The 12,249-nt window shown below is 71.7% G+C and carries 10 protein-coding genes; 2 read left to right on the top strand and 8 right to left on the bottom strand.

What is annotated here, in order from left to right; all coding sequences use genetic code 11:
* Positions 1-207: 207 nt before the first annotated feature.
* From pgl to tkt, 5 genes are read right to left on the bottom strand one after another with little or no spacing between them, the layout of a single operon-like run.
* Positions 208-963, bottom strand: a complete 756-nt coding sequence (gene pgl / locus OG875_RS24515) for a 6-phosphogluconolactonase (RefSeq protein ID WP_330176382.1) — start codon at positions 961-963, stop codon at positions 208-210.
* Positions 960-1,982, bottom strand: a complete 1,023-nt coding sequence (opcA, locus tag OG875_RS24520; RefSeq protein ID WP_330176383.1) for a glucose-6-phosphate dehydrogenase assembly protein OpcA — start codon at positions 1,980-1,982, stop codon at positions 960-962. The genes pgl and opcA overlap by 4 nt, the downstream gene beginning before the upstream one ends.
* A complete protein-coding gene (gene zwf, locus OG875_RS24525; RefSeq protein WP_330176384.1) occupies positions 1,979-3,511 on the bottom strand; it encodes a glucose-6-phosphate dehydrogenase in 1,533 nt (510 codons plus the stop codon). Before zwf ends, opcA begins: the two co-directional genes overlap by 4 nt.
* Positions 3,512-3,515: 4 nt before the next feature.
* Positions 3,516-4,634 carry a transaldolase gene (tal, locus tag OG875_RS24530; RefSeq protein WP_330176385.1) on the bottom strand — a complete coding sequence of 373 codons (1,119 nt, stop codon included), beginning with the start codon at positions 4,632-4,634 and terminating at the stop codon, positions 3,516-3,518.
* Positions 4,635-4,668: 34 nt separating this feature from the next.
* Complete coding sequence (gene tkt, locus OG875_RS24535; RefSeq protein ID WP_330176386.1) at positions 4,669-6,747, bottom strand: transketolase; 2,079 nt, start codon at positions 6,745-6,747, stop codon at positions 4,669-4,671.
* Between the two features lie 405 nt (positions 6,748-7,152).
* On the opposite strand from tkt, the gene OG875_RS24540 reads away from it, so the two are divergent.
* Positions 7,153-8,100, top strand: coding sequence for a heme o synthase (locus OG875_RS24540; protein WP_330176387.1), 948 nt, complete (start codon positions 7,153-7,155; stop codon positions 8,098-8,100).
* Between the two features lie 85 nt (positions 8,101-8,185).
* The gene (locus OG875_RS24545; RefSeq protein WP_330176388.1) at positions 8,186-8,563 is read left to right on the top strand and encodes a hypothetical protein; all 378 of its coding nucleotides are present in this window, start codon (positions 8,186-8,188) and stop codon (positions 8,561-8,563) included.
* 831 nt (positions 8,564-9,394) lie between these two features.
* On the opposite strand, the gene OG875_RS24550 is transcribed toward OG875_RS24545, so the two are convergent.
* The 3 genes from OG875_RS24550 to OG875_RS24560 all read right to left on the bottom strand — a co-directional run bounded on the left by OG875_RS24550 (position 9,395) and on the right by OG875_RS24560 (position 12,193).
* Positions 9,395-10,372, bottom strand: a complete 978-nt coding sequence (locus OG875_RS24550; protein WP_330176389.1) for a COX15/CtaA family protein — start codon at positions 10,370-10,372, stop codon at positions 9,395-9,397.
* A gap of 79 nt (positions 10,373-10,451) precedes the next feature.
* Positions 10,452-11,261 carry an ABC transporter permease gene (locus OG875_RS24555; protein WP_330176390.1) on the bottom strand — a complete coding sequence of 270 codons (810 nt, stop codon included), beginning with the start codon at positions 11,259-11,261 and terminating at the stop codon, positions 10,452-10,454.
* Positions 11,258-12,193 carry an ABC transporter ATP-binding protein gene (locus OG875_RS24560; RefSeq protein ID WP_330176391.1) on the bottom strand — a complete coding sequence of 312 codons (936 nt, stop codon included), beginning with the start codon at positions 12,191-12,193 and terminating at the stop codon, positions 11,258-11,260. Before OG875_RS24560 ends, OG875_RS24555 begins: the two co-directional genes overlap by 4 nt.
* Positions 12,194-12,249 lie beyond the last annotated feature (56 nt).

Raw genomic sequence — 12,249 nt, forward strand, 5'->3', positions numbered from 1 at the left:
ACGCGGCCCCCGCCCCGGACTCCGCGCTCCTCAGACGCCGGAGGGGCTGACATGCCCTGGCTCCTCAGGGCGGCGGACAGACTGAGGTGACCGCGCTCCTCAAGCGCCGGAGAGGCTGGAAGCGGTCCCCGTCCCTCGAACCGCCGGGTCGGCTGTCACGGCAGCCGGCCCGGCGGTTCGAGCGTGTGGGCCAGGAGGCGGGCGGGCCTACGGCAGCTTTGCCGCCGCCGGTTCGTCCAGCAGCCACAGCGTGCGCGTGCGGCCCCGGGCGCACGAGGCCGGGGTGGCCGGGTCGTCCGGTGATGCGAGGGCCGTCCGTGCCGCCTCCGCCTTGTCGTCGCCCGCCGCCAGGAGCCAGACCTCGTCCGCCGACCGGATCGCCGGGAGCGTCAGGGAGATCCGCAGGGGCGGCGGCTTGGGGGCGTCCCGGACCGCGATCACCGTACGGTCCGTCTCCCGGACGCCAGGCAGGCCCGGGAAGAGCGAGGCCACGTGCGTGTCCGGCCCCACCCCGAGCATCAGGACGTCGAAGGACGGCACTCCGGCGTGGTCGTCCGGGCCCGCCGCCGCGGCGAGGGCCGTCGCGTACGCCGCTGCCGCCGCCTCGATGTCGGAGCCGTACGCGCCGTCCGAGGCCGGCATCGCGTGGACCCGCGCGGGGTCCAGCGGCACCGAGTCCAGCAGCGCGGCCCGTGCCTGGGTGACGTTGCGCTCCGGGTCGCCCTCCGGCAGGAAGCGCTCGTCGCCCCACCAGAGGTCGACCCGGGACCAGTCGACCGCGTCGCGGGCGGGCGCCTCGGACAGGGCGGCCAGCAGGCCGTTGCCGTTGCGTCCGCCCGTCAGGACGGCCGACGCCCGGCCGCGCGCGGCCTGGGCGTCCACGAGCTTCGTGATCAGCCGGGCCGCCGTGGCCCGTGCCATCAGCTCCTTGTCGCGGTGGACGACAAGCTCGGGAGCGGTCACTTCGACGCCGCCTTCTTGGCCGCCGACGCGTTCCCGGACGCCGCCTTCTTCGCCGGGGCGCCGCCGTCCCCGGCACCGGCCCCGTCCGCGATCTCCGCTTCCAGCCGCTCGACACCGAACCGCAGCGTCGACGCGTACGTGTCGTCCGGGTCCAGCCGCCGCAGCTCCTCGGCGATCAGCTCCGAGGTCTCCCGCCGGTTGAGCGCCACCGCCCGGTCCGGCTGGCCCTCGATGGCCAGCGTCGCCAGCGAGCCGTCCGTCCGGCGCAGTTCGATCGGCCCGCAGTCGGTGTCCAGCCGGACGGCCGTCAGACCGGGGCCCGCCGAGACCGAGCGGACCACCGGCACCTTCAGCCGCTCGGCGAGCCACATGCCGAGCAGTTCGCAGCTCGCGTTCAGCTCCTCGCCCTCCACCCGGACCGAGGTGACCTTGCAGTCGACCTGGTCCAGCGCGGCGGCCAGCATCGAGCGCCACGGGGTGATCCGGCTCCACGCGAGGTCCGTGTCGCCGGGGGTGTAGACGGAGGCACGGGCCTTCAGTTCGTCGATCGGGTTCTCGGCGGCGTACGTGTCCGTCACCCGCCGCTGGGCCAGGGCGCCCAGCGGGTCCTTCGCCGGGTTGTCGGGCGCGTTGGCCGCCCACCACACCACCACCGGCGCGTCGGGCAGCAGCAGCGGCAGGACGACCGACTGGGCGTGGTCGATGACCTCGCCGTACAGCCGCAGGACGACCGTCTCACCGGTCCCGGCGTCCACCCCGACCCGCACCTCGGCGTCGAGCCGGGCCTTGGACCGGTCGCGCGCCGAGCGGGAGACCCGCTTGACGACGACCAGCTTGCGCGAGGGGTGCTCGCGGGACGCCTCGTTGGCGGCCTTGAGGGCGTCGTACGCGTTCTCCTCGTCGGTGACGAGGACCAGCGTGAGGACCATGCCGACGGCCGGGGTGCCGATCGCCCGGCGGCCGTCGACCAGCGCCTTGTTGATCTTGCTGGAGGTGGTGTCCGTAAGGTCGATCTTCATGGCCGACGCCAGCTCCGTCCGTGTCGTGCGAGCATCTCGTCCGCCTCGACCGGTCCCCAGGTCCCGGACTCGTACTGCGCGGGCTTGCCGTGCTTGTCCCAGTACTGCTCGATCGGGTCGAGGATCTTCCAGGACAGCTCGACCTCCTCCGTGCGCGGGAAGAGGTTCGAGTCGCCGAGCAGCACGTCGAGCAGCAGCCGCTCGTACGCCTCCGGGCTGGACTCCGTGAAGGACTCGCCGTACGCGAAGTCCATCGAGACGTCCCGCACCTCCATCGCCGTGCCGGGCACCTTCGAGCCGAACCGCATGGTCACGCCCTCGTCCGGCTGGACCCGGATGACCAGGGCGTTCTGTCCCAGCTCCTCGGTGGCCGTGTGGTCGAAGGGGGAGTGCGGGGCCCGCTGGAAGACGACCGCGATCTCGGTCACCCGGCGGCCGAGCCGCTTGCCGGTACGCAGGTAGAACGGGACGCCCGCCCAGCGGCGGTTGTCGATCTCGACCTTCACCGCGGCGTAGGTGTCGGTCTTCGACCGGGGGTCGATGCCGTCCTCCTGGAGATAGCCGACGGCCTTCTCGCCGCCCTGCCAGCCCGCGGCGTACTGCCCGCGCACCGTGTTCCGGCCGAGATCGCGCGGCAGCCGGACGGCGCCGAGCACCTTGGTCTTCTCGGCGGCCAGGGCGTCCGCGTCGAAGGAGGCGGGCTCCTCCATCGCGGTGAGCGCGAGGAGCTGGAGGAGATGGTTCTGGATGACGTCCCGCGCGGCGCCGATGCCGTCGTAGTAGCCGGCCCGGCCGCCGATGCCGATGTCCTCGGCCATGGTGATCTGCACGTGGTCGACGTACGACCGGTTCCAGATCGGCTCGAACAGGGTGTTCGCGAAGCGCAGCGCCAGAATGTTCTGGACGGTCTCCTTGCCGAGGTAGTGGTCGATCCGGAAGACCTCGTTCGAGGGGAAGACCTCGTGCACGACCTTGTTCAGCTCCTGCGCCGAGATCAGGTCGTGGCCGAACGGCTTCTCGATGACGGCGCGCCGCCAGGAGCCCGCCTTCTGGTCGGCCAGCCCGTGCTTCTTGAGCTGCTTGACGACCTTGGGGAAGAACTTCGGCGGTACGGACAGGTAGAAGGCGAAGTTGCCGCCCGTGCCCTGCACCTTGTCGAGGTCCTCGATCGTGGTCTTCAGATTCTCGAACGCCTGGTCGTCCTCGAAGTCGCCCTGGACGAAGCGCATCCCCTGGATGAGCTGCTGCCAGACCTCCTCACGGAACGGCGTACGGGCGTGCGCCTTGACGGCGTCGTGGACCTCCGCGGCGAAATCCTCGTCCTGCCATTCGCGGCGGGCGTAGCCGACGAGCGAGAAGCCCGGTGGCAGCAGGCCGCGATTGGCCAGGTCATAGACGGCAGGCATCAACTTTTTACGGGACAAATCGCCCGTGACGCCAAAGATGACCAGGCCCGACGGCCCCGCGATACGCGGGAGCCGTCGGTCCGCGGCGTCACGAAGCGGATTCGCTCCGTGGGTTGCGGTCAAGGGTTCAGTCCTCCGAAGGGGCGAGGCGCTTGAGCTCGGCCTCGGTCGACGTGAGCAGGTCGGTCCAGGACTTCTCGAACTTCTCCACGCCCTCGTCCTCCAGCACCTGGACGACGTCGTCGTAGGAGATGCCCAGCTTCTCGATGGCGTCGAGATCCGCGCGCGCCTGGTCGTACGTACCCCTCACGGTGTCACCGGTGACCGATCCGTGCCCGGCGACCGCGTCCAGCGTGGCCTCCGGCATGGTGTTCACCGTGTTCGGGGCGACCAGGTCGTCCACGTACATCGTGTCGCGGTACTCCGGGTCCTTGACGCCCGTCGAGGCCCACAGCGGGCGCTGCTTGTTGGCCTGGGCACGGTCCAGCGCCGTCCAGCGGTCGGAGCCGAAGACCTCCTCGTACGCCTCGTAGGCCAGCCGGGCGTTGGCGACGGCGGCCTTGCCGCGCGCGGCCTTCGCCTCGTCCGTGCCCAGCGCGGCGAGCCGCTTGTCGATCTCGGTGTCCACCCGGGACACGAAGAAGGACGCCACCGAGTGGATCGTGGAGAGGTCGAGGCCCGCGTCCTTCGCCTTCTCCAGACCGGTGAGGTAGGCGTCCATGACCTTGCGGTACCGCTCCAGCGAGAAGATCAGCGTCACGTTCACACTGATGCCCCGGGCGATCGTCTCGGTGATCGCCGGGAGCCCCGCCTCGGTGGCCGGGATCTTGATGAGCGTGTTCGGACGGTCCACCAGCCAGGCCAGCTGCTTGGCCTCGGCGATCGTCGCCCGGGTGTTGTGCGCCAGCCGGGGGTCGACCTCGATGGAGACCCGGCCGTCCTGGCCCTGGGTCTCGTCGAAGACCGGACGCAGGATGTCCGCGGCGTCGCGGACATCAGACGTCGTGATCATGCGGACGGCTTCCTCGACGGTCACCCGGCGGGTCGCGAGGTCGGTGAGCTGGGTGTCGTACCCGTCACCGTCCGAGATCGCCTTCTGGAAGATCGAGGGATTGGTCGTCACGCCCACAACGTGCTGCTGATCCATCAGCTCGGCGAGGTTGCCGGATGTGATGCGCTTGCGCGACAGGTCGTCGAGCCAGATCGCGACGCCTTCGTCGGAGAGGCGCTTGAGTGCGTCTGTCATGAGAGTTGCATCTCCTGATTGTCGTATACCGGCGTCAGCGCGCCACGGCTTCGAGAGATTCCCGGGCGGCGGTCGCGACCGCGTCCGCGGTGAATCCGAACTCCCGGAACAGGACCTTGGCGTCGGCCGAGGCACCGAAGTGCTCCAGCGAGACGATCCGGCCGGCCTCGCCCACGAACCGGTGCCACGTCAGCCCGATCCCGGCCTCGACCGCCACCCGCGCCTTCACGGAGGGCGGCAGGACACTGTCCCGGTACGCCTGATCCTGCTCCTCGAACCATTCGACCGACGGCATCGACACCACCCGGGTCGCGATGCCCTCCGCCTGGAGCCGCTCGCGCGCCTCGACGGCCAGCTGCACCTCGGAGCCGGTGCCGATCAGCACCACCTGAGGCTCGCCGCCCTCGGCCTCGAACAGCACGTAACCGCCCTTGGCGGCACCTTCGTCGGGCTCGTACGTCGGTACGCCCTGACGGGTCAGCGCCAGCCCGTGCGGCGCGCCCTTGCCGTGCCGCTTGAGGATCTCGCGCCAGGCGATCGCCGTCTCGTTGGCGTCGGCGGGCCGCACGACGTTGAGACCGGGAATCGCGCGCAGCACGGCGAGGTGCTCGACGGGCTGGTGCGTCGGGCCGTCCTCGCCCAGACCGATCGAGTCGTGCGTCCAGACATAGGTGACCGGCACCTGCATCAGCGCGGCGAGCCGGACGGCCGGGCGCATGTAGTCGGAGAACACCAGGAACGTGCCGCCGTAGATACGGGTGTTGCCGTGCAGCGCGATGCCGTTCATCGTCGAACCCATCGCGTGCTCGCGGATGCCGTAGTGCACCGTGCGGCCGTACGGGTCGGCCTCCGGCAGCGGGTTGCCCGCCGGGAGGAACGACGACGTCTTGTCGATCGTGGTGTTGTTCGAGCCCGCGAGGTCGGCGGAGCCGCCCCACAGCTCGGGGATGACCGCGCCCAGCGCCTGGAGCACCTTGCCGGAGGCGGCGCGGGTCGCGAGACCCTTGCCGGTCTCGAAGACCGGCACCTTCTCCTCCCAGCCGGCGGGCAGCTCGCCCGCGCGGATCCGGTCGAACGTCGCGGCGCGCTCCGGGTTGGCCGTACGCCACGCGGCGAACGTCTTCTCCCACTCGGCGCGCGTCTCACGGCCCCGGTCGAGCGCCTCGCGCGTGTGCGCCAGCACCTCGTCGGCGACCTCGAAGGTCTGCTCCGGGTCGAAGCCCAGCACCCGCTTGGTGGCGGCGACCTCCTCGTCGCCCAGCGCCGAGCCGTGCGCGGCCTCGGTGTTCTGCGCGTGCGGCGCCGGCCAGGCGATGATCGAGCGCGCGGCGATGAACGAGGGCCGCGAGGTCTCCGCCTGCGCCTCCTTCAGCGCGCGGGCCAGGCCCGCCGGGTCGAGGTCGCCGGACGGCAGCTGCTCGACACGCTGGACGTGCCAGCCGTACGCCTCGTAGCGCTTCAGGACGTCCTCGGAGACGGCCGTCTCGGTGTCGCCCTCGATGGAGATGTGGTTGTCGTCCCAGAGCAGGACGAGATTGCCCAGCTTCTGGTGGCCGGCCAGCGACGACGCCTCACCGGAGACACCCTCCTGGAGACAGCCGTCACCGGCGATCGCCCAGATGGTGTGGTCGAACGGAGAGGTGCCGGGGGCCGCCTCCGGGTCGTACAGGCCGCGCTCGTAACGGGCGGCCATCGCCATGCCCACGGCGTTGGCGACACCCTGGCCGAGCGGCCCGGTGGTGGTCTCGACACCGACCGTGTGGCCGTACTCCGGGTGGCCCGGGGTCTTCGACCCCCAGGTGCGGAACGACTTCAGGTCGTCGAGTTCGAGACCGTAACCCGCCAGGTACAGCTGGATGTAGAGAGTCAGCGACGAGTGGCCCACGGAGAGGACGAACCGGTCACGTCCGGTCCACTGCGCGTCGGCCGGGTCGTGGCGCATCAGCTTCTGGAAGAGCACATAGGCGGCGGGCGCCAGGCTCATCGCCGTACCGGGATGGCCGTTGCCGACCTTCTGTACGGCATCCATGGCCAGGACGCGGACGGTGTCGACCGCCTTGCGGTCCAGGTCGGTCCACTCTTCGAGGTCTGTGGTGGTCGGCTTGGTGCTCACCCTGAGTCAGGGCTCCTCTCCACATGTCGAATCCCGGTGTCTGAGGGCGCACCGGTTCGCTGTGAGCCTACCCTTGCGGCGCCGCGCGATCCTGACTGTCCATATCCGTGAGAAGCCGTACGGCGCCCGCCCTCCCGCCTCCGCGGAGACCCGCGTGACGGCCTCCGTGAAGAGGAGGCGGCGCCGGGATGCCGGACGGGTGCCCCGGGGGTGTCCGACACGTTGCGCGAAGGCCATCGGGAGGCGGACCCGGACCCCGCGGGAAGGGCTCCGCGCGGGCGCCAACACGAGCCCACCCCGGCGGAGAACGGCAACTGGGCAACGTCTAGAGTGGCGTGGTACGCGCAAGTCCTCACCGGGCCTTCACACCGGTGACTTGCTGGGATTTCTCTGTCTGGGGTGTGCGTGACGGCCGTCGAGTCCCGACCCGCAGGGGTCGTCCTGACTCCGAGCCCGGGGGGCCATCGGCCGTTCGGGGCCCGCGTCAAAGCGTTCGTGGCGCTGACCAAACCACGGATCATCGAGCTGCTGCTCATCACGACTGTGCCGGTGATGTTCCTGGCCGAGCAGGGCGCGCCGGACTTCTGGCTGATGGTCGTCACCTGCGTCGGCGGCTATCTGTCCGCGGGCGGCGCCAACGCGCTGAACATGTACATCGATCGCGACATCGACGCCATGATGGACCGCACCTCGCAGCGCCCGCTGGTGACCGGCATGGTGTCGCCCCCCGAGGCCCTCGTCTTCGGGCTGTCACTGGCCGTCGTCTCGACGCTCTGGTTCGGCCTGCTGGTCAACTGGCTGTCGGCGGCGCTCGCCCTCGGCGCGCTCCTCTTCTACGTCGTCGTCTACACGATGATCCTCAAGCGCCGCACCTCGCAGAACATCGTCTGGGGCGGTATCGCGGGCTGCATGCCGGTCTTCATCGGCTGGTCGTCCGTGACCGGCACGCTGTCCTGGGCCGCGGTCATCCTCTTCCTGGTCATGTTCTTCTGGACGCCGCCGCACTACTGGCCGCTGTCGATGAAGGTCCGCGCGGACTACGCGCGCGTGGGCGTGCCCATGCTGCCCGTCGTCGCGTCGAACCAGGTCGTCGCCCGCCAGATCGTCCTCTACAGCTGGGTGATGGTCGCGGTGTCGCTGCTGCTGACCCCGCTCGGCTACACCGGCTGGTTCTACACGTCGGTGGCCCTGGTGGCCGGCGGCTGGTGGCTGTGGGAGGCGCACGCGCTCCAGTCGCGCGCCAAGTCCGGTGCCACGGGCGGCAAGCTGAAGGAGATGCGGCTGTTCCACTGGTCGATCACCTATGTGTCGCTGCTCTTCGTGGCCGTCGCGGTGGACCCCTTCCTGAGGTAGGGCCGGGTCTTCCTGAGGTAGGGCCGGGTCGCGTGCGGCGGCCGGGCCTGGCCGGGTACGACTACCGGTCGGTAGCATGGCGCTCATGACCGAGACCGAGACTGAGACCGGCGGGGCGACCGGCGGCGGCCCCCGCCCGACCCGGCGGGAGGCCCGCGACGAGCGGCGCGCGGCCCGGCTGGCCAAGCAGATCGGCGCCTTCGCGCGCCGGCACGACGGCGCCGTCGAGGGCCAACTCGCGTATCTGGGACAGGCGGGCGCCCGGGTCGTGCTCGTCGCGGCGGACGGCGACTGGGGCGACCTCGTCGCCCCCACACACGACGTGGCGCTGAAGGCCGCCGAGAAGGCGGGGATCACCCTGCACGAGTCCTTCGACGGCGAGTTCGCCGCGAAGGTCCGGACCGGCCCGTACGAATGGACCCGCATGGCCGGCATCCAGCTCGGCGGCCCCGCCAACGGCTGAGGCCCGGTGGGGCAGCAGCCCGCCGGGTCGACCGACCAGCACCGGGGTGTGCCTGTCCCGTGGGGACGGCAGAGATGCGGTTCATGGCCGGGAACGGCATGACCGCTGTGACCGGGAGCACGACGCCGGTGGAGCGGACCGTCACCGGGGTGTGCTGTCCCGTGGGGACGGCGGGGACACGGTTCATGGCCGGGAACGGCTGACCGCTGTGACCGGGAGCACGACGCCGGTGGAGCGGACCAGCACCTGGGTGCGCCTGTCCCGTGGGGACGGCGGGGACACGGTTCATGGCCGGGAACGGCATGACCGCTGTGATTGGGACGTTGCCGCGGGTGGAGCGGACCAGCACCGGGGTGTGCTGTCCCGTGGGGACGGCAGAGACACGGTTCATGGCCGGGAACGGCATGACCGCTGTGACCGGGACCGTGACGCGGGTGGAGCGGACCGCCACGGTGTCCTCCGTACGGAGGTGGCACTCGGCGGGCCCGCCAGGCCCGCCCGCCTCCGGCGCGGCCCCCTCCGGCGCCGGATTCGCCGCCCGCCGTCGGCCGCCCCGGCTCGGCAGGGGGCGCCGCCGTGCTGCGCGCCGCCGAAATGCCCGCCTCGGGCGAAACCCGCCGGGCTCGCCACCCGGACCCGAGTCCGGGCGCGGACCGACGGCCCGTCAGAAAGGCTGTTGGCTCGGGCCGTGGACAGTGCCGGGGCAGCGGGGTCCTTGCGGGGTGGGATCTCCGGTTCCGCCCATGGGCGGTTGGCTCGGGCCGTGGACAGCGCCGGGTCCGCCGGGTCCTTACGGGGTGGGATCTCCGGTTCCGCCGAAGGGCGGTTCGCTCAGGCCGTGGACAGCGCCGGGTCCGCCGGGTCCTTACTGGCCGGGATCTCCGGTTCCGACACGGGCCGCTCCCGCAGGCTCAGCGCGAGTCGCAGCACGGCGACCCAGGTCAGCGCGGAGCCGAGCATGTGCAGCCCGACCAGGAACTCGGGTACGTCGGTGAAGTACTGGACGTAGCCCACGGCGCCCTGCGCCAGCAGGACCACGAGCAGGTCGCGCGCCCGCGCGCGGGTGTCGTCCGGGGCGTCCACGACCCGCAGCACCAGCCACATCGCGACGGCCAGCGCGCAGACCAGCCAGGCCGTCGCCGCGTGCACGTGCGCCGCGTCGACCCAGTTCCACGGCATCCGCGGCACCTCGCTGCTGTCGCCCGCGTGCTTCCCGGACCCGGTCACCGTCGTTCCGACGGCGACCAGCAGGGCCGTCGCGGCGACCAGGGCCCAGGCCAGCTTCCGTACCGGACGCGGGACCCTCGGCCGGGGCGGCGCGTCGCCCTCGCGGGTGCGCTGCCAGACGACGACCGCGACGGTCAGCAGGGCGTTGGCGAGCAGGAAGTGGACGGCCACCGTCCAGGGGTTCAGCTCCGTGTGGACCGTGACGCCGCCCATGACGGCGTTGAGCACCACGACCCAGAACATGCTCCAGGCGAGCCGCGTCAGACCGCGCCGCCGGGGCTCGACCGACCGGGCCGCGACGATCGCCCAGCCGACGGCCGCCGACAGGACGTACGTCAGCATGCGGTTGCCGAACTCGATCGCCCCGTGCAGCCCCTGCTCGGGGGTCGCGAACAGGCTGTCGTCCGTGCACTTCGGCCAGGTGTCGCAGCCGAGCCCGGAGCCGGTGAGCCGTACGGCGCCGCCGGTGACGATGATGACGACCGTCATCACGACGGCGGAGAGCGCGGCACGGCGCAGCGTACGGGGGGAGGGCGTCCAGCGCTGGGCGACGTAGTCGAGGGGGTTCCACACGGCAACCATGGTAGGCGGGGGGTTTGTGAACGCGGTCACGAGGGGTGCCGCGAGGCGTCCCGCCCGGCCCGCCCCGGCCGAACCGCCCCTATTCCCAGCGGAAGAGACGCGCCGCCGCCCCGAGCCCCAGTACCGCCCAGACACCCAGCACCCCGAGGTCGCCCCAGGGCATCCCGGCCCCGTGCTGGAGTACGTCGCGCAGCCCCCCGGACAGCGCCGAGATCGGCAGCAGGCCGAGCAACTCCCGCGCGAGGTCCGGGAACTTGTCCAGCGGCACGATCACCCCGCCGCCCACCAGCAGCAGGACGAACACCAGGTTCGCGGCGGCCAGCGTCGCCTCCGCCCGGAGTGTGCCCGCCATGAGCAGCCCGAGCCCGGAGAAGGCGGCCGTCCCGAGGACGAGCAGGAGTACGACGGCGAGGGGGCCGCCCTGCGGGGACCAGCCCAGCGCGAACGCGAGGACCGTCAGCAGGGTGATCTGAAGCACCTCGGTCACCAGGACCGAGAGGGTCTTGGCGGTCATCAGCGCCCAGCGGGGCAGCGGTGACGCCCCCAGCCGCTTGAGCACCCCGTACCGCCGCTCGAATCCCGTCGCGATGGCCTGCCCGGTGAAGGCGGTCGACATCACGGCCAGCGCGAGAACACCGGGGGTGAGGAAGTCGACCGACGCGCCCGAGCCCGTGTCGACGACGTCGACGGTCGAGAACAGGACCAGCAGCAGACTCGGGATGATCACGGTCAGCAGCAGTTGCTCACCGTTGCGCAGCAGCATCCTGGTCTCGAAGACCGTCTGCGCGGCGATCATCCGCGACAGGGGCGCCGCGCCCGGCGCGGGGGCGTATCTGCCGGCGGCGGCACCCGTCCCGGCGCCCGTGTCCGTGTCCGTACCGGTGGTCATGGCCGCAGCTCCTTGCCGGTCAGTTCGAGGAAGACGTCCTCCAGCGTGTGCCGCTCGACGGAGATCCGGTCCGGCATCACCCCGTGCTGGGCGCACCAGGTCGTCACCGTCGCGAGCAGCTGCGGGTCGATCGTGCCGCCGATCCGGTAGGTGCCGGGGGTCGGTTCGCCGGCGGCCGACCCGTCGGGCAGCGCCTTGAGCAGGGAGCCGAGGTCGAGTCCGGGGCGGCCGGTGAAGCGCAGGGTGTTCTCGGCGCCGCCCCGGCACAGCTCGTCGGGGGAGCCGTGGGCCACGGTCCGGCCGGCGTCCATGATGGCGACGTCGTCGGCCAGTTCCTCGGCCTCGTCCATGAAGTGCGTGGTGAGGACCGTGGTCACGCCGTCGGCGCGCAGTTCGCGCACCAGGTCCCAGGTGGACCTGCGGGCCTGTGGGTCGAGCCCGGCGGTCGGCTCGTCCAGGAACACCAGCTCGGGGCGGCCGACGACCGCCATGGCGAGCGAGAGGCGCTGCTGCTGTCCGCCGGAGAGCCGCCGGTAGGCCGTACGGCCGCAGCCGCCGAGGCCGAGCCGCTCGATCAGCTCGGGGACGTCCAGCGGGTTCGCGTGCAGTGCGGCCATGTGGCGCAGCATCTCGTCCGCGCGGGCCCCCGAGTACACACCGCCCGACTGGAGCATCACGCCGATCCGGGGGCGCAGCCGGGCCGCGTCGGCGACGGGGTCGAGCCCGAGGACGCGTACGGTCCCCTCGTCCGGGACCCGGTAGCCCTCGCAGGTCTCGACGGTGGTGGTCTTGCCGGCCCCGTTGGGCCCGAGGAGGGCGGAGACGGTGCCCGCGCGGAACACCAGATCCAGTCCGTCCACCGCGTTCCGGGCCCCGTACCGCTTGACCAGGCCCCGGATCTGTACGGCCGGTTCTCCGACGACGCTGCGCATGCCGTGAGTCTAGGCAGCGCGCCCGGAGCGCCGGTTCCAGGGGGCGGCGAACCCGG

Origin of the sequence: Streptomyces sp. NBC_01498 (genome assembly GCF_036327775.1) — a bacterium.
In the GTDB taxonomy this organism is placed as follows: Bacteria; Actinomycetota; Actinomycetes; order Streptomycetales; family Streptomycetaceae; genus Streptomyces.